This is a genomic window from Rathayibacter sp. AY1E3 (assembly GCF_002932235.1).
In the GTDB taxonomy this organism is placed as follows: Bacteria; Actinomycetota; Actinomycetes; order Actinomycetales; family Microbacteriaceae; genus Rathayibacter.
Genome location: NZ_PSVN01000002.1, coordinates 39,323 through 55,342, shown reverse-complemented (window position 1 = coordinate 55,342; position 16,020 = coordinate 39,323). Strand labels below are relative to the sequence as shown.

Below are 16,020 nucleotides of genomic sequence, written 5' to 3'. Positions count from 1 at the left end.
CCTCGCATCAACGAAGGAACCCCCTCCCGTCGTCTCGACAGGAGGGGGTTCTCTCGTTTCGCGGTGCGGCCGCGGCTCAGGCGGCCGGGCGGCCGACCATGCCGGCGGGCGTGCCCCAGGTGTTCCAGATGCGCACGGGCTTGCCGTAGTCGGCGGCCTCGATGATCTGGTTGTTCCCGAGGTAGATGGCCACGTGGTAGTAGTCCCCGCCGCCACCCCAGAAGATCAGGTCGCCGCGCTGGCGCTGGCTGTAGGGGACGAGCTTGCCGGCGCCAGCCATCGTGTTGTACTGGTTCGTCGCCGAGTGGGTGCCGATGTAGATGCCCGAGGACGCGTAGGAGGCCTTGGTGAGGCCCGAGCAGTCCCACTGGTCCGGGCCCATGCCGCCGAGGACGTACTCCTCGCCGAGCTGCGCCATCGCGTACGAGATCGCGTTCTCGACGGCGCCGCTGGTCGGCACCAGGACCGGAGCGGTGACCGGCTGCGGGAGCGGCTGAGCCGCCGGCTCGGCGATCGGCTGAGCAGCGGGCTGGGCCGGAGCCGGAGCCGGAGCCGGCTGCTGCTGCGCGGGCTGCGGAGCGGCGGGCTGCGGGAGGGACGCGGTCTGACGCGACGGGGCGGCGGTGTCGGCCTGCGCCGAGGACTGCTGCTGGGCGGAGCGGGCGGTGGACTGCGCCTGAGCGGCGGCCTCCGCCTCGGCCTGCGCCTGGGCGGCGGCCTCGTCGGCCTGGCGCTTCTGCTCGCCCGCGAGGTACTGGGTCTCGGCCTCGACCGAGGAGTCCTTCAGCAGCGCGAGCTGGGCGACCAGCTCCTGCGACTTCTCCTCCTGCGCCGAGAGCGACGCGCGGGCCGACTCGGCGGCGGCGTCGGCGTCCTTGCGGGCTGCGTCCGCCTCGTCCGAGAGCGCCTGGTGCTCGGTGACGGCGAGGTCGGCCTGGTCGCCGAGCGACTCCGCGTTCTGCTTGTCGGCGAGGGCGTCGGCGTAGACCTTCTGCGACTGCTCCGAGAGCTGCGACATCGCGCCGAGCTGGTAGAGCAGGTCGCCCGCATCCTTGCCCTTGGCCACGAGGCTGGCGGAGAGGTCGCCGCCGGCGGCGCGAGAGAGGTGCGCGGCCAGCAGGCCGGCGCGCATCTTCGAGGTCTGGGCCTTGGCGGAGGCGGTGGTCGCCTTCTCCTCGAGGTCGGCGACGGCCTTCGCAGCGGCGTCGAGCGCCTCCTTGGCCTGGCGCCAGGCCTCGGCCTTCTTCATCGCGGTGATCGACTTCTCGTCGACCGCGGTCTGCAGGCTCGCGATGAGGCCGGTGATCGAGTCGATCTCGGCCTGCTTGCTCGCCTCGTCCTTCTTGGCGTTCTGCACGTCGTCCCACGAGGGGTACTTCGCGTCGTCGGCGAGGGCCGGGGTGATGCCGAGGGACGCGGTGACCGCCGTGACCGCGAAGGCGGCGGAGATGACGAGCGGGAGGCGGCCCTTCCAGGCGCGCTCCCGGGGTGCCGGGGTGAAGGTGCGTGCGGTCGTCTGTGCGTCAGCCAAGGGTGACTCCTCGTTGGGCCATGAAAGGTTGGGCGTCGACGGCGGAGCCGTTGACGCGGGTCTCGAAGTGCAGGTGGCAGCCGGTGGAGGCGCCGGTCGAGCCGACGGCGGCGATCTGCTCGCCCGCCTGGACCTGCTGGCCGACGCGGACGTAGATCCCGCCGGACATGATGTGGGCGTAGCCGGTGCTGATGCCGCTGCCGTGGTCGATCAGAACCCAGTTGCCGTAGGTGCCGTTGGGGCCCGCGTAGGAGACGGTGCCGCTGTGCGCCGCGAAGATCGGGATGCCGCAGCCGCCCGCGAGGTCGGTGCCGCGGTGGTACGAGCCGGAGGACCCTCCGCCGGTCGAGATGCTGTCGCGCGGGCCGAAGGTGCCGGTGATGCGGCCCCCGGCAGGGCGGACCCAGCCGGAGTCGCTGACGGCGCTGGAGCCGCCGCCGCCCGAGGGGGCGACGTACCCGCCGCCACCGCCGCCGCTGCCGCCGCTGGACGCGGCCGCGGCCTGGGCGGCCTCGCGGCGCGCGGCCTCGGCCTGGGCGGCGGCCTGACGGGCGGCCTCCTCCTCGGCGAGCTTCCGGAGGCGCTCGGCCTCGCGGGCGGCGACGCCGGCCTCGTACTCGGCCACGGTCTTCGACTCGGTGTCGCGGAGCGCGGCGAGCTGCTGCTCGAGCACGACGCTCTGCTCCTGCTGCTCGGCGAGCGCGGCCTCGGACGCCTCCTGGGCGGCGGTCGCCTCGGCCAGCTTCTGCTCGGCGGCGACGCGGAGGCGCTCGCGCTCCGTCTGCGCGACCTCGGCCTGGTCGGCGAGGGAGGACGCGGTGTTCCGGGCGGTGCTGGCCTGCTCGTAGATCGCGGAGGAGCGCTCGACCAGCTTGGTCATGCTCCCGATCTTCGACAGCAGCTGGTCGGCCTGGCCGGCCTTCTGGTCGAGGAAGATGTTGACGGACAGGTCGGTGCCGGTGCTGCGGTAGAGCTGCGCGGCGAGCAGGCCCGCCTGCTGCGAGGCCTTGTCGGCCTCCTCGGCGCTGGCGGCAGCCCGGTCCTCGAGCTTCTTCGACTGGTCCGAGGCCTCGTCGAACGCCTGCTGAGCGGCGAAGTGCTCGTCGCCGCGCTGCTGCGCGAGCTGCTGGGCGGAGGCGACCTCGCTCTGGAGGTCGCCGATCAGGGACGTGATCCGGTCGACCTGAGCGGCGGCGGCGGCCGTGTCGCCCTTCGCCGCCTCGACGTCGGCCCAGGACGGGTACTCGACCGCCTGGGCGGGAGTGGCGACGAGCAGGCCGGCGACGAGCGCGACGACGGCGGAGGCCAGGGCAGCACCTCGGAGTCGCCCGAGTCGCGGCGCGCCGGGGAGGCGGGCGGGACGCGGACGGCGCAGGGAGTGGGGCATGGGACCTCGGGGATAGGGGGACCCTCCCTCCGCGGCGGTGCGGCTCCGGCGCGCGGGTGGGTGGGAAGAGCGATTCCGCCCCACCCTAACCGCGGCCCTGCCCGATCTCCTAGACCCGGGTCAACCCCGGACGGGGTGCACGCCGCCTGCGGAACCGTCGATTTTGCATCCTGCGCCGCGGCCCCCTATGCTTGCGTGTCGGTAGTCATGGGGGGTCGGCCGCAGGGTCGCCCCGCGAGTCTCCGGCCCCATCGTTTAGTGGCCTAGGACACCGCCCTTTCACGGCGGCAGCACGGGTTCGAATCCCGTTGGGGTCACGGATGGGTCGGTATTGCCAGCACCACCAGGAATACCAGCACCACCGGCAAGTGCACCGGCTCGAGAGGGCCGGGGCGTGAAAATAGAACAGCCTCGAAGGCAGTATGCTTGTCTTCGCAACGAGGCCCTGTAGCGCAGTTGGTTAGCGTGCCGCCCTGTCACGGCGGAGGTCGCGGGTTCAAGTCCCGTCAGGGTCGCAAAGGGGCCCTTCCGAGAGGAAGGGCCTTTTTCAGGAGATCACTTCTCCAGCGACGTCACGTCGCAACGGCTCTGTAGCTCAGTTGGTAGAGCGCACGACTGAAAATCGTGAGGTCACGGGATCGACGCCCGTCGGAGCCACGGAAACCCTCGTCTAGCTTCTACATGGCGAGGGTTTCTTCGTACCCGGGGGTCGTCACGCCCAACGGCGCGATGCTCCGCCGTGGCCGCCGATCCGTGGGCGGGCCGGCGTCGAGCGGCCCGGATCGCATCCAGGCGGTCTGCGTAGGCTGGCCCGGCCATGGAACCCGACGCCTTCCCGCCGCCCGATCCCGCGACGCTCGCGCCCGACTCCGCGAGGGCGCCTTCCGGGTCGGCGGCGTCCTGGCCGGCGCCTTCGTGGCCGGCGCCTTCGGGACCGACGCCCACGCCACAGCCGGGGTCCGCGCGGCAGGCGGAGCCGCCCGGGCCGGTCGAGCCTCGGCCCTCGGTCCACGCGCCCTACTCCTCCCTCCTCTATCTGCCCGACCCGCGCGTGCGGTGGGGCCTGCCGACCGCCGTGCTCACGATCGTCGGGATCGTCCTGCCGCTGGCCGTCCTCATCCTGCTGTTCGGCTTCGGAGTGCTCCCTTACTCCGCCGGCCTCGCCTTCGCGGGCGCGCTCGCGAGCTACCTCGTCGCGCTGATCGTGCCGTTCGCCGCGTCGCGGCTGCGGGGGCTGGGCACGATGGCGGCCGACTTCGGGCTGCGGTTCCGCTGGATCGACGTGCCCATCGGGATCGGGCTCGGCATCGCGGTGCGCGTCGTGATCCTGTTCGTGCTCGCCGCGTTCGCTCCGCTCCTCCAGGACGCGCAGGGGAACCTCGACATCGACCCCGACCCGCTGTGGTTCGTGCTGAGCTCGGTCCTCATCCCCGTCGTGGTCGCGCCGCTGGTCGAGGAGGTGCTCTGCCGCGGCGTGGTGATGCGCGCGGTGCGGAACCGGATGCTGCGCGGGCGCTCGGAGTGGGCGCCGCCCACCCGGGGCCGGCGGATCTGGGCGATGGTGTTCAGCGTGCTGGCGTCGACCGCTGTGTTCGCTCTGCTGCACGGGCACCAGATGGTGAACCCGGCGACGATCGTGACGCTCGGCGTGACGACGGTCACCGCGGGACTCGCGCACGGCTGGATCGCGACGATCACCGGGCGGCTCGGAGCGGCGATCGTCTCGCACGCGACGCTGAACGGCTCTGCGGTGCTGCTGCTCGCACTGCTGCCGCTGCTGACTCCGTAGGGCTCAGGCACATCAGCGGCCTGCCGTGCGAATGAATCGATCTTCCTTCATCGGAACTCCGCCTGCGCCTCTAGACGAAGCGAGATTTCACTCGAAGCCGACAAGCCCGCGCGGAATAGATTGCGCCGACACGCTGCCGCCCCTACCGCGGGTCGTCCTCAAAGCTACAACGACGGGTTTAACTGCTGACGGGCTTACGAATCGCGGTCAGAAACTTCTCTGAGCCTCGTCACAATCGGGTGATTTCTAAGCATCTGAGCGTCTTCCGCGTTTTGTAGCGCACGCTCAAGGATCAAGGTGGCCCATTCGTGCTTTGCGGCGGGAAAGTCGTTCCGCACAAGTTTAGCGACCTGCCTTTTCGGCCTTATCCGCCGCACCGCGGCGATCGCCGCTCCGACGCCTAACTCGGCATCAACAAAGTTGCGTGGCCATCCCTTGACACGTTCACCCTGTACTTCTAAGGCTCTCCTCAAGATATTTGCACGATCGAAGACAAGAAGATCTTCGAAAGTCTTGTCCATGCAAATGACCTGAATCGAGTTTACTTCAAGCGGCGGCGGCCCGACGCGATCTTCAGGACTCGCTCGCGAATTCATCTCCGCAAATCGAGCACCAGCCTTCTTCATCCACGCTGACGGAATTGCGGCTGGTGAGTTCGCAATTCCTTCATAAATCGACTTCGTCTCGCTCCACCGGCAGTACGTTGCACGAGAGTTCCATCCGGGATGCAAATCCCAAGCGACGACAGCCGCGTCGAAGCCGAGGGTCGTGAGCTTGCGCAAGAAAAGCTGATCAAACGACTCACCAACACTCGAGAGGGATCTGTTGGCGGGATCCATGGCGACCAACGATCCTTTTGAGAAGCCGATGACATGATCGAATTGTGGAATACCGGCAAGGCGGCAAACCGCCCGATTCCACAAAATAGCGAGCGGATCAGTGGCGCTTTCTGACGAGCTTGATCTGTCAGTCCCCTCAACAAATAGTGCGACGCGCAACGGACTCATGTTACGACTCGAGATTCGCGTAGACGACGCCTGCAGGGAGACTCGGATCGAAAGTATTGACGTCTGCCAGCTCGTTGAAACGATCGTACTGCGTGTCTCCAGATAGGCGCCTGACCATGACTATGTCGTCCCTTCTGACATGGTCGAGGAGCCAGGGTGAGTGAGTTGTGAGCAGCACCTGCATTCCTGCAGCCGCTCCGCCATCGAGATGCTCTACAATCCGCTGCGTTGTCCAGGGGTCTAGGCCGTTCTCGACTTCCTCTACGCAGAGGATGGACGGGGTTGGACTGCGACGAATAAGGGCCAGAAGGGCGGTTACTCTTCGCGTTCCCTCTGAGAGCATCCAAGCAGGAATCGGCACCTTGTATCGACCAGTCCTACCACGATAAGGCATCTCCTCTGTTAGATTATAATTTACTCGAGTATCGTTTCGAGTTCCAGACTCCAACACTTCGACGCTTCGTATGCCTCGGATCATCTCAGATATATCTAGCGCCAACTCTTCTCTCTCAGAAGGAGAGAGTTCGAACAGAAGCGCCGGAAGTTGCTGCCCCTCCTCGTCGAGCATTGGCGCGAAGGATTTCCTCGTCGCCTGCGAACCCTGCGCTAGCCGGTTCGGGCTTAGACGTAAGAAAACGGCACGAGACCAAAAGTTTGATATTGCCCGAACAACGGGGTCGTCGAGCTGCGTGTCACCAATGAAGGCAAGGGCGAGTCGCTCGGGATCGACGACGCGGATCGACGAATCCCCGCTTCCGATAAACCTGACCCCCCCAGCCGTTCGTATTATCTGACGCTCTTCATTGTCACTTCTTACGTCTAGACTTTCAGATAGCACGGCTGGAACGCCGTCTGCATCCTTGACCTTGATGGAGTAGGTTGCACCTGCTTTTGGCGCAAATGATCCGTCAGGCAATTCTTGAAGATCTACATCGGATTCAGACCATTCTAGATCGATCTGGAAGTAATTAGGAGTTGATCGCGACCTGAGATTGATTAAGTCGGAGATTCCGTAGTAGCGATCACAGGCCTCTCGCGCGTCTCTGCGGATTGCGGTGTCGAGCCACTGCAAGGCTTCGAGTAGCGTGCTCTTACCGCTCCCATTACGCCCGATGATGACGTTGAACTGTCCGAGCCCAACTGCGGGAGGCTTGAATGACGCCTTGAAGCGTTGCGGACGCACAGAGGTTAGAACAAGATCCACGTTGCGCGGCTCGACGGCGGTGTCACCGGAAGAAGAGTCGGTCATCCGGCCATTATGGGGCAAGGACCGCACGGGAGGGGGTTCAGAGGGGTTCGGATGCGGATCAGGCGCGAATCTGGACTAAACAGCTCTCGCGTACTAGCAGTCGATGAAGGTATCCATCGGGCCGAACCAGTGCCTCTCCAGACCTCCGGGGCAAGTCGCCATGGTCGGACACGACCTTGGACGTCAGACGTCGTAGGTGCGCGCCCCGGGCAGCGGGCCGCGGACCTGGCGGTGGAGGCGCTCCATGTCGGCGTCGAGGGTGGCGGCGGTGCGGGCCGCGTCGGCGAGGCCGTCGAGGAGCTCCTGCGGGACCTGGCGGTCGTACTTGTAGTAGATCTTGTGCTCCAGGCTCGCCCAGAAGTCCATCGCGATGGTGCGGAACTGCACCTCGACGCAGACGTCGACCGATCCGCCGGAGAGGAACACCGGCACCTCGACGATCGCGTGCAGGCTCTTGTAGCCGTTCTCCTTCGGCTCGGCGATGTAGTCCTTCACCTCGAGCACCGTCACGTCGGACTGCGAGGTGAGCAGGTCGAAGACGCGGTAGACGTCCGAGACGAAGCTGCAGGTGATCCGCACGCCGGCGATGTCGGTGATCGCGTCGGCGATGCCCTCGAAGGTCGTCTCGCAGCCCTTGCGCTCGATCTTCTCGATCAGGCTGTCGGCCGACTTGAGCCGGCTCGTGACGTGCTCGATCGGGTTGTACTCCTGCAGCTCGCGGAACTCCTCCTGCAGGATCGACACCTTCGTGACGATCTCGTCCATCCCGAACTTGTACTGGAGCATGAAGCGCGCGAAGTCGTCGCGCAGGGCGCGGATCTCGGCGACGGTGGTGGCGTCGAGCGCTTCGGCGACGGCATCCGTCAGCGGAGGGACGGCGTGCGCGGGTTCGGGGATGCGGGATTCCACAGTCGGACACCCTACGCGCGGAGTCGTTCGAGACCGGTGGGAGGCGCCCGGCCTAGCCTGGGAGCGTGATCACCGAGCCCCGCCCGCTGCGCTTCTGCGCGTTCGTCATGAACACCGCCTCCCACATCCAGCACGGCCTCTGGCGCCACCCCGACGCCCGGCAGCACGAGTTCGACGACGTGCAGCTCTGGATCGACCTCGCCCGGACGCTGGAGCGCGGCCGCTTCGACGCGATGTTCTTCGCCGACGTGGCGGGGCTCTACGGTCCGGCGGACGGCGACTGGGACGTCAACGCCCGCGAGGGGCTGCAGCTGCCCAGCAACGACCCGTCGGTGCTGCTCTCGGCCCTGGCGGTGAGCACCGAGCACCTCGGCTTCGCGTTCACGAGCTCGGTGCTGCAGTCGCATCCGTTCGACTTCGCCCGGAAGGTCTCGACCCTCGACCACCTCTCGAAGGGGCGGATCGCCTGGAACATCGTCACCAGCGCCCTCGACGGCGCGGCCCGCAACTTCGGCTACGACCGGCTCGAGGAGCACGACGAGCGCTACGCCTGGGCGCAGGAGTACCTCGACGTGGTCTACAAGCTGTGGGAGGGCTCGTGGGACGACGGCGCGCTCCTGCGCGACAAGAGCGGCTCCTTCGCCGACCCGGCGCGCATCCACCGCATCGACCACGTCGGGAAGCGCTACCGCGTGCAGGGGCCGCATCTCTCGGCTCCGTCGCCCCAGCGCACGCCCGTGCTCTTCCAGGCCGGCTCCTCCCCCGCGGGCCGGCGCTTCGCCGCGCGGAACGCGGAGGCGCAGTTCGTGTTCTCGGGGTCGCCGGAGAAGACCCGCGAGCTGATCGAGGACACGCGGGCCCTCGCCGCGGCGGCCGGTCGCGGAGCGGGAGCACCCTCCTTCTACCTGGGGCTCTCCTTCATCACCGGCGACACGGAGGAGGAGGCGCGACGCGCTGAGCGCGAGATCGACGAGTACCTCTCCTCCGACGCCTTTCTCGTGCACTCGAACCTCGGCTTCGACCCGGCGACGGGCGAGAAGCTCGACCCCGACCTGCCGCTCTCGGCGATCGAGACCTACGCCGGCCAGAGCCACCTGCAGTGGATCCGGGACGCCTCCCCCGACCGCGAGCCGACCGTCCGTGACCTGGCCCGGCTCTCGGCGAAGCTGCGCGGACGGGTCGTCGGCACTCCCGAGCAGATCGCCGACCACCTGGCGGGCTGGCGCGACGCGGGGATCGACGGGATCAACGTCGTCAACTGGATCCTGCCCGGCAGCTACGAGGAGTTCGTCGACCGGGTGATGCCGGTGCTCCAGGAGCGGGGCCTCGCGCAGACCGAGTACGCCGAGGGGACGCTGCGCCGCAAGCTGTTCGGGACGGACGAGCTGCCGGCGACGCACCCGGCGCGGGCGTACCGCGGGGCGTTCGCGGGCTGAGCCGTCGCGGGCCGAGCTCTGCGCGTCCACTGCCCCTGCACCGGCTGCCCGCCCCGCCCCGCGCTCTCCGCCGAGCGGGGGACGCGAGGGCGGGCGCGGCTCCGTAGCGTCGAGGGATGATCCAGACCTGGGGAGTCCTGACCGCGCTGTACGGAGTCGTCGTGACGGCCGTCGCGGTGCTCGCGATCGTGCTGCTGGTGCTGCTGTGCCGCCTGGTGCTCGCCGCGCGCGAGAACCTGCAGGCCTCGACGCGGCTGCGCGAGCTGCAGATCGAGCGGATGCTTCTCGAGGACGAGTAGCGGACGCGCGTCGCCGGCCGCGACCAGGTCTCCTCAGCGAGGAGCACTCGCGGCCGACGACGCGCGGTCCGGTCAGGGCAGAGCGGGTCGCGCCTCAGTGCGGGGCGCCCGCGGGATGAGCAGGCCGAGGGCGACGGCGACCAGCGCTCCGATCGCGCCGATCACGAACGTGGTCTCGAAGCCCTGCGAGCTCGGCAGCTGCACGTCGCCGACGGACACGGTCAGCTGCGCGAGCACGCCCGCGGTCACGGCGGAGGAGAGCGTCGTGCCGAGGGTGCGCATCAGCGAGTTCAGCCCGTTCGCGGCGGCGGTCTCCGAGGCGGGGACGGCGTGCATGATGAGCGTCGGCATCGCGGCGTAGGCGAGGCCCAGGCCGACACCGATGAGGGCGTTGATCACCAGGATCTGCCACACCTCGCCGCCGAACGGGAGGATCAGCAGGTACGAGACCGCGATCAGCCCGGAGCCGGCGATCAGCACGAGCCGCGGCCCGGACTGCGCCGAGAGGCGGGCGGCGAGCGGGGACGTGGCCATCATCGCCAGGCCCGAGGGCGCGAGCACGAGGCTCGCCACGATCAGGCTCAGGCCGAAGCCGACGCCCGACGCGGCCGGCAGCTCGAGGCGCTGCGGCAGCGTGATCTGGGCGCCGAAGAACGCGAAACCGACCGCCACCGAGGCGAGGTTGGTGAAGAGCACGGCGGGGCGGGCGGCCACCCGGAGGTCGACGAGCGGGCTCTCCTGCCGCAACTCGTACCAGCCCCAGAGGAGCAGGACGGCGATGCCGCCGAGGCCGGAGCCGAGGATCGCGGGGCTCGTCCAGCCGGAGTCGTTGCCGCGCGAGACGGCGATCAGCACGCCGCTCAGTCCGAGGGCGAGGCCGATCGTGCCGACCACGTCGAAGGTGCCGGGCGAGCGCAGCGTCGACACCGGCACGACCAGGAGGACGAGGAAGATGTCGAGGACGCCGAGGCCCGCGGACATCCAGAACAGGACGTGCCAGTCGGTGTTCTGCGCGATGAGGGCGCTGAGCGGCAGGCCGAGCGCGCCGCCGATGCCGAGGGTCGCGCTGACCAGGGCGATCGCGCCGGGGAGCCGGTCGCGGTGGAGGGTGTCGCGGAGGATCGAGATGCCGAGCGGGATGACGCCCATCACCGCGCCCTGGAGGGCCCGGCCCACGACCAGCGTCCACACGTCCCCCGCGAAGGCGCACACGATCGAGCCGATCACGAGCACGACCAGCGCGGCCACAGCCATCCGCCGCTTGCCGTAGAGGTCGCCGAGGCGGCCCGAGACCGGGGTGAGGATGCAGGCGCTCAGCAGCGTCGCGGTGATCACCCACGCGGTCTCGGTGCGGTCGGCGCCGAGCAGCGTCGGCAGCTCGGACTGGATCGGGACGACCAGCGTCTGCATGAAGGAGGCGCTCATGCCCGCGAAGGCGAGGACGGCGGTGATGAGGCGCGGGTCCGGCGAGCGGGTCAGGGAGCGTCTGTCGGAGTCGGGCACGGCGGTCCTTCGTGTCGGCGGCGGACGCGCACCCGGACCGCGGCGGCGGGCGGGCCGTCGTCGGCGGGATCGTATCGCTCGGCTCTGCTTTCGACCGGCTCGGGGCTCAGCAGCTCGGGCCGCCGCTTTGTTCCCTCCTCCTCCTTCCCGCGCGCGTCGGGCAGGACGAGGATGGGCGGATGATCGACATCGAGAGCTGGATCACCGGCTACGAGAAGGCCTGGGCCACGGACGACGCGGCAGACGTGGCCGCACTGTTCACCGAGGACGCCGAGTACTTCACGGCGCCGCACCGCGACGCGATCACTCCGCGCGACGCGATCGTGGAGTGGTGGCTGGCGGAGGAGGAGCCCGCCGACCCGACCTTCGCGTGGGGCCTGGTCGCGCTGACGGAGGAGACCGCCGTGGTGGAGGCGCGCACCGTCTATCCGGGCGACCGCACCTACCTGAACCTCTGGGTCATCCGCTTCGCCCCCGACGGGCGGGCGCGCTCGTTCACCGAGTGGTACATGGAGGAGACGGCCGACTCCGTGTCCTGACCCGCGCGGGTCCCCAGGGAGTGGCGAGGAGCCCTCAGCGGCGCCCGGTCAGAGCTGCGCGGCCGCGAAGGTGTCGCAGCTGGTGGCGTCGCCCTCGAAGCCGGCCTGGAACCAGCGCTGCCGCTGCTCGGCCGAGCCGTGCGTCCATCCCTCCGGATCGACGGTGCCGGTGGCCTGCTCCTGGATGCGGTCGTCGCCGACGGCGGCCGCGGCGCCGAGCGCGTCCTGGTACTCCTGCGCCGTCACCGGCTTGAGGTAGGGCGTGCCGGTCTCGTCGGGCACCGTCGAGGCGTCGCCCACCCAGGCTCCGGCGAAGCAGTCGGCCTGCAGCTCGAGGCGCACCGAGTCCGACTCGGGGCCGGTGCCGGAGCGGTCCGCCGACTCCATCGCGCCGGTCAGGTTCTGGATGTGGTGGCCCCACTCGTGGGCGAGGATGTACATCTGCGCGAGCGATCCGCCCGAGGTGTCGAACCGGGTGCGCAGCTCGTCGAAGAAGTCGGTGTCGAGGTAGATCGTCCGGTCCGGCGGGCAGTAGAACGGGCCGACCGCGGCGGTCGCGCTCCCGCAGCCGGTGGTGGTGCTGTCCTCGAACAGGTCGACGCCGGTCGGGGTCGTGTAGGCGACTCCGAGGGTCGGCGTCTGCTCGCCCCAGTAGCGGTCGAGCGACTCGGCCGCACCCTCGAGGCGGCAGTCGACCTGCGTGTTCGCGTCGGCGCCGCTGTCGCAGGCCACCGCGGTGGAGGTGACGCCCTCCGGCGAGGACCCGCCTCCGCCGAACACCTCGCCGAGGCCCGAGAGGTTCACGCCGAGCAGCTGCGAGAGCAGCGCGAGCACGACCACGCCCACCGCACCCCCGCCGACGGCGATGCCGGTGGTGCGGCCGCGGCGGCGGACCTTGCCGCCGCTGAGCTGGGAGTCGTCGTTGAAGGTCATGCCGACGAAGCTAGCGCTCCGCGGACGGGCTCCGCTCGGGCTTGCGGTCAGCCCCAGCGCGACTCGCTGGCCGAGCGGATGATCTCGAGCAGCGCCTCGCGCAGGGGGCCGTGCTCGAGCGAGCCCGGGAACATGTCGACCTCGAGGCGGTGCGCCCGGCGCCAGGCCTCGCCGCCCGCGTCGGTGAGCGCGACGAGCTGCCGGCGGCGGTCCGACGGATCCGTGGTGCGCGAGACGTGGCCCTCGCGCTCGAGGCGCTCGATGGTGCGCGACATGGTCTGCACCTCGACGTGGGCCGCGGCGGCCAGCTCCTTCTGCGCGACGGGACCCGCCTGCAGGAGGTGCAGCACGATCAGGCCGGCGTGGGTGAGGCCGATCTCGGCGAGAGCGCCGTGCCAGGCGTGCTCGACCATCCGGGAGGCGGTGGAGAGCAGCCGGCCGGTGGGCCAGTCCTCCATCCCGGAGGCGTCGTCCGCGCGCATCTGATCAGGGTAGACCCGCTCCCGGGGCACGACGGCACCGGGCGCGGGACGCTCAGGCACGGGCGCCCGGGCATCCCGGCCGCGAGGCGCGGACCGCCCCGCGCGTCAGGACGCGAAGCGGTCCGTCGCCTCGATCAGCGCGTCGAGGATCCCCGGCTCGTCGAAGGCGTGGCCCGCGTCGGCGATCATCCGGAAGTCGGCCTCGGGCCAGGCCCGGTGCAGGTCCCAGGCGGTGAAGGCCGGGGTGCACATGTCGTAGCGGCCCTGCACGATGACGGCCGGGATGTCGCGGAGGACGCCGGCGTCGCGGATCAGCTGCCCCTCCTCCAGCCAGCCCCTGTGCACGAAGAAGTGGTTCTCGATGCGGGCGAAGGCGAGCGCGAAGACGGGATCGGACCAGTCCGCGATCAGCTCCGGCTTCTGCAGGAGGGTGATGGTCGACGCCTCCCAGGTGGTCCAGGCGACACCGGCGGGGCCGTGCACGGCGGGGTCCGCGTCGTGGAGCAGGCGGTAGTACGCCTCGATGAGGCTGCCCCGCTCGCCGGCCGGGACGACGGAGGTGTAGCCCTCCCAGAGGTCCGGGTAGACCGCGGCGGCGCCGCCCTCGTAGAACCACTCGAGCTCGGCGCGGCGGAGGGTGAAGATCCCGCGGAGGACGATCTCGCTGACCCGCTCGGGGTGGGTCTCGGCGTAGGCGAGGGCGAGGGTCGAGCCCCAGGAGCCGCCGAGCACGAGCCAGCGCTCGACGCCGAGGTGCTCGCGGAGGCGCTCGATGTCGGCGACCAGGTACCAGGTGGTGTTGGTCGAGAGGTCGGCCTCCGGCTCGCCGGCGTGCGGGGTCGAGCGGCCGCACATGCGCTGGTCGAACAGCACGATGCGGTACTTCTCGGGGTCGAACAGCCGGCGGTGGGCGGGCGAGGTGCCGGCTCCGGGGCCGCCGTGCAGGAACACGACGGGCTTGCCCTCGGGGTTGCCCGAGACCTCCCAGTAGAGCGAGTGGCCGTCGCCGACGTCGAGCATGCCGGAGTCGTGGGGCTCGATCTCGGGGTACAGAGTGCGCATGGCCCGCACCCTACCGACTGTCAGGGTCGCGGTCCGCGAGGCGGGCGGCCCGGCACCGGAGAGGGCGAGCGCCCGCGTCCTCCCGGCGCACCCGCCTCCCGCGGTCGTTACTGTGGAGCGGACCTGCACGCCCCCGTCGAAGGAGCCCCCATGCCCACCATTGTGCGCGGCGTCATCGCCCGGTCGAAGGGCGCTCCCGTGGAGCTCGTCGACATCGTCGTCCCCGATCCGGGCCCGGGCGAGGCCGTGGTCGACATCGAGACCTGCGGTGTCTGCCACACCGACTTCCACTACCGCGAGGGCGGGATCAGCGACGACTTCCCCTTCCTCCTCGGTCACGAGGCGGCCGGACGGGTCAGCGCGATCGGAGAGGGAGTCACCCATGTCGCGGTCGGCGACTTCGTGGTCCTCAACTGGCGCGCGGTCTGCGGCGAGTGCCGGGCCTGCACCCGGGCCGAGCCCTGGTACTGCTTCGACACCTTCAACGCGACGCAGCGGATGACCCTGGAGGACGGCACCGAGCTCAGCCCCGCCCTCGGGATCGGCGCCTTCGCCGAGAAGACCCTCGTGCACGCGAAGCAGTGCACGAAGGTCGATCCGGAGGCGGACCCCGCCGCGGTGGGCCTGCTCGGCTGCGGGATCATGGCCGGCCTCGGCGCGGCGATGAACACCGGGAACGTGACGCGCGGCGACTCCGTCGCGGTCATCGGCTGCGGAGGAGTCGGCACGGCCGCCGTGGTCGGCGCCGCTCTCGCGGGCGCCGGCACGGTCATCGCGATCGACCGGGACCCCAAGAAGCTGGTTGCGGCCGAGAAGCTCGGCGCCACGCACGTCATCGACTCCAGCGGCCTCGACGAGGCGGGCGTCGTCGCGGCGGTGCAGGCCCTGACGAACGGCTTCGGAGCGGACGTCGTCATCGACGCTGTGGGCCGCCCCGAGACCTGGCGCCAGGCGTTCTACGCCCGCGACCTCGCCGGGACCGTGGTGCTGGTCGGGGTGCCGACTCCCGAGATGACCCTCGAGATCCCCCTGCTCGACGTCTTCGGCCGCGGTGGATCGCTGAAGTCGAGCTGGTACGGCGACTGCCTGCCCGAGCGCGACTTCCCGATGCTGACCGGCCTCTACCTCCAGGGCCGCCTGCCCCTGGACGAGTTCGTGAGCGAGCGGATCGGGATCGAGGACATCGAGGAGGCCTTCGCCACGATGGCCGGCGGCGACGTGCTCCGCTCGGTGGTGGTGCTCTGATGGGCGCGCGGATCGAGCAGCTCGTCACGAGCGGCACCTTCAGCCTCGACGGCGGCACCTGGGACGTCGACAACAACGTGTGGATCGTCGGCGACGACTCCGAGTGCGTCGTCATCGACGCGGCCCACGACGCGGACGCGATCCTCGCGGCCGTCGGCGAGCGCCGGCTCCTCGCCGTACTGCTGACCCACGGGCACGACGACCACCTCGACGCGGTCGAGGGAGTCCGCGCTGCGACCGGCGCCCCGGTGCTGCTCCACGAGGCCGACCGGATGCTGTGGGACGCCGTGCACCCCGGCACGGCCCCGAGCGGCGGTCTGGTCAACGGGCGGATCGTGCCCGTCGCCGGCGTCGAGCTCGAGGTGCGGCACACCCCGGGCCACACCCCCGGCGCCGTCTGCTTCGTCGCCGAGGCGCTCGGCACGGTGTTCACCGGCGACACCCTCTTCCAGGGCGGGCCGGGGGCCACCGGCCGCTCGTACAGCGACTTCCCGACGATCATCGACTCGATCACGGAGCGCCTGCTGACGCTGCCCGCCGAGACGGTGGTCCGGACCGGCCACGGCGACTCGACGACGATCGGGGCGGAGGCGCCGCACCGCGAGGAGTGGATCGCGCGCGGGCACTGACCGGGCGGGGCCGGCGCAGA

At 70.0% G+C, this 16,020-nt stretch carries 15 protein-coding genes and 3 tRNA genes; 9 read left to right on the top strand and 9 right to left on the bottom strand.

The window, feature by feature from the left end:
- Positions 1 to 76: 76 nt before the first annotated feature.
- Both C5C53_RS01725 and C5C53_RS01720 read right to left on the bottom strand, forming a co-directional pair.
- Complete coding sequence (locus tag C5C53_RS01725; RefSeq protein WP_104266652.1) at positions 77 to 1,531, bottom strand: C40 family peptidase; 1,455 nt, start codon at positions 1,529 to 1,531, stop codon at positions 77 to 79.
- Complete coding sequence (locus tag C5C53_RS01720) at positions 1,524 to 2,918, bottom strand: peptidoglycan DD-metalloendopeptidase family protein (protein WP_104266651.1); 1,395 nt, start codon at positions 2,916 to 2,918, stop codon at positions 1,524 to 1,526. Before C5C53_RS01720 ends, C5C53_RS01725 begins: the two co-directional genes overlap by 8 nt.
- A gap of 244 nt (positions 2,919 to 3,162) precedes the next feature.
- On the opposite strand from C5C53_RS01720, the gene C5C53_RS01715 reads away from it, so the two are divergent.
- The 4 genes from C5C53_RS01715 to C5C53_RS01695 all read left to right on the top strand — a co-directional run bounded on the left by C5C53_RS01715 (position 3,163) and on the right by C5C53_RS01695 (position 4,707).
- Positions 3,163 to 3,235: transfer RNA gene (locus C5C53_RS01715), tRNA-Glu, on the top strand.
- A gap of 124 nt (positions 3,236 to 3,359) precedes the next feature.
- A tRNA-Asp gene (locus tag C5C53_RS01710) sits at positions 3,360 to 3,433 on the top strand.
- 69 nt (positions 3,434 to 3,502) lie between these two features.
- Positions 3,503 to 3,575: transfer RNA gene (locus C5C53_RS01705), tRNA-Phe, on the top strand.
- A gap of 394 nt (positions 3,576 to 3,969) precedes the next feature.
- A complete protein-coding gene (locus C5C53_RS01695; protein WP_104266649.1) occupies positions 3,970 to 4,707 on the top strand; it encodes a CPBP family intramembrane glutamic endopeptidase in 738 nt (245 codons plus the stop codon).
- Between the two features lie 194 nt (positions 4,708 to 4,901).
- Here the strand turns inward: C5C53_RS01695 and C5C53_RS16740 are convergent, their stop codons facing one another.
- The 3 genes from C5C53_RS16740 to C5C53_RS01685 form a co-directional block, all read right to left on the bottom strand.
- On the bottom strand, positions 4,902 to 5,714 hold the full coding sequence (locus C5C53_RS16740) for a hypothetical protein (protein WP_146084625.1): 813 nt from the start codon (positions 5,712 to 5,714) through the stop codon (positions 4,902 to 4,904).
- A 1-nt stretch (position 5,715) separates the two neighbouring features.
- Positions 5,716 to 6,963 carry an AAA family ATPase gene (locus C5C53_RS01690; protein WP_104266648.1) on the bottom strand — a complete coding sequence of 416 codons (1,248 nt, stop codon included), beginning with the start codon at positions 6,961 to 6,963 and terminating at the stop codon, positions 5,716 to 5,718.
- Between the two features lie 183 nt (positions 6,964 to 7,146).
- The gene (locus tag C5C53_RS01685) at positions 7,147 to 7,749 is read right to left on the bottom strand and encodes a GTP pyrophosphokinase family protein (protein WP_104234325.1); all 603 of its coding nucleotides are present in this window, start codon (positions 7,747 to 7,749) and stop codon (positions 7,147 to 7,149) included.
- Positions 7,750 to 7,979: 230 nt separating this feature from the next.
- Here C5C53_RS01685 and C5C53_RS01680 point away from each other — a divergent pair, with 230 nt between their 5' ends.
- Positions 7,980 to 9,308, top strand: coding sequence for an NtaA/DmoA family FMN-dependent monooxygenase (locus tag C5C53_RS01680; protein WP_374953130.1), 1,329 nt, complete (start codon positions 7,980 to 7,982; stop codon positions 9,306 to 9,308).
- A gap of 116 nt (positions 9,309 to 9,424) precedes the next feature.
- Positions 9,425 to 9,607 carry a hypothetical protein gene (locus tag C5C53_RS01675; protein WP_104224402.1) on the top strand — a complete coding sequence of 61 codons (183 nt, stop codon included), beginning with the start codon at positions 9,425 to 9,427 and terminating at the stop codon, positions 9,605 to 9,607.
- Between the two features lie 72 nt (positions 9,608 to 9,679).
- On the opposite strand, the gene C5C53_RS01670 is transcribed toward C5C53_RS01675, so the two are convergent.
- A complete protein-coding gene (locus C5C53_RS01670; protein ID WP_258075349.1) occupies positions 9,680 to 11,110 on the bottom strand; it encodes an MFS transporter in 1,431 nt (476 codons plus the stop codon).
- Positions 11,111 to 11,289: 179 nt separating this feature from the next.
- On the opposite strand from C5C53_RS01670, the gene C5C53_RS01665 reads away from it, so the two are divergent.
- Positions 11,290 to 11,649, top strand: a complete 360-nt coding sequence (locus tag C5C53_RS01665) for a nuclear transport factor 2 family protein (protein ID WP_104266647.1) — start codon at positions 11,290 to 11,292, stop codon at positions 11,647 to 11,649.
- A gap of 48 nt (positions 11,650 to 11,697) precedes the next feature.
- On the opposite strand, the gene C5C53_RS01660 is transcribed toward C5C53_RS01665, so the two are convergent.
- From C5C53_RS01660 to pip, 3 genes are all read right to left on the bottom strand, one after another.
- A complete protein-coding gene (locus tag C5C53_RS01660) occupies positions 11,698 to 12,582 on the bottom strand; it encodes a neutral zinc metallopeptidase (protein WP_104224400.1) in 885 nt (294 codons plus the stop codon).
- Positions 12,583 to 12,629: 47 nt separating this feature from the next.
- Complete coding sequence (locus C5C53_RS01655; RefSeq protein WP_104224399.1) at positions 12,630 to 13,064, bottom strand: MarR family winged helix-turn-helix transcriptional regulator; 435 nt, start codon at positions 13,062 to 13,064, stop codon at positions 12,630 to 12,632.
- A 105-nt stretch (positions 13,065 to 13,169) separates the two neighbouring features.
- Positions 13,170 to 14,126, bottom strand: a complete 957-nt coding sequence (gene pip / locus C5C53_RS01650) for a prolyl aminopeptidase (RefSeq protein ID WP_104226020.1) — start codon at positions 14,124 to 14,126, stop codon at positions 13,170 to 13,172.
- A gap of 150 nt (positions 14,127 to 14,276) precedes the next feature.
- On the opposite strand from pip, the gene C5C53_RS01645 reads away from it, so the two are divergent.
- On the top strand, positions 14,277 to 15,371 hold the full coding sequence (locus C5C53_RS01645; RefSeq protein WP_104266646.1) for an S-(hydroxymethyl)mycothiol dehydrogenase: 1,095 nt from the start codon (positions 14,277 to 14,279) through the stop codon (positions 15,369 to 15,371).
- Positions 15,371 to 16,000, top strand: a complete 630-nt coding sequence (locus C5C53_RS01640) for an MBL fold metallo-hydrolase (RefSeq protein WP_104266645.1) — start codon at positions 15,371 to 15,373, stop codon at positions 15,998 to 16,000. Before C5C53_RS01645 ends, C5C53_RS01640 begins: the two co-directional genes overlap by 1 nt.
- The last annotated feature ends 20 nt before the right edge of the window (positions 16,001 to 16,020 follow it).

What these genes read in the sequence shown, in the direction of transcription:
- C5C53_RS01720 (WP_104266651.1), bottom strand. Translation starts at nt 2,918, where the DNA reads ATGCCCCACTCCCTGCGCCGTCCGCGTCCCGCCCGCCTCCCCGGCGCG.
- C5C53_RS16740 (WP_146084625.1), bottom strand. Translation starts at nt 5,714, where the DNA reads ATGAGTCCGTTGCGCGTCGCACTATTTGTTGAGGGGACTGACAGATCA.
- C5C53_RS01690 (WP_104266648.1), bottom strand. Translation starts at nt 6,963, where the DNA reads ATGACCGACTCTTCTTCCGGTGACACCGCCGTCGAGCCGCGCAACGTG.
- C5C53_RS01685 (WP_104234325.1), bottom strand. Translation starts at nt 7,749, where the DNA reads ATGCTCCAGTACAAGTTCGGGATGGACGAGATCGTCACGAAGGTGTCG.
- C5C53_RS01680 (WP_374953130.1), top strand. Translation starts at nt 7,980, where the DNA reads ATGAACACCGCCTCCCACATCCAGCACGGCCTCTGGCGCCACCCCGAC.
- C5C53_RS01675 (WP_104224402.1), top strand. Translation starts at nt 9,425, where the DNA reads ATGATCCAGACCTGGGGAGTCCTGACCGCGCTGTACGGAGTCGTCGTG.
- C5C53_RS01665 (WP_104266647.1), top strand. Translation starts at nt 11,290, where the DNA reads ATGATCGACATCGAGAGCTGGATCACCGGCTACGAGAAGGCCTGGGCC.
- C5C53_RS01660 (WP_104224400.1), bottom strand. Translation starts at nt 12,582, where the DNA reads ATGACCTTCAACGACGACTCCCAGCTCAGCGGCGGCAAGGTCCGCCGC.
- C5C53_RS01655 (WP_104224399.1), bottom strand. Translation starts at nt 13,064, where the DNA reads ATGCGCGCGGACGACGCCTCCGGGATGGAGGACTGGCCCACCGGCCGG.
- pip (WP_104226020.1), bottom strand. Translation starts at nt 14,126, where the DNA reads ATGCGCACTCTGTACCCCGAGATCGAGCCCCACGACTCCGGCATGCTC.
- C5C53_RS01645 (WP_104266646.1), top strand. Translation starts at nt 14,277, where the DNA reads ATGCCCACCATTGTGCGCGGCGTCATCGCCCGGTCGAAGGGCGCTCCC.
- C5C53_RS01640 (WP_104266645.1), top strand. Translation starts at nt 15,371, where the DNA reads ATGGGCGCGCGGATCGAGCAGCTCGTCACGAGCGGCACCTTCAGCCTC.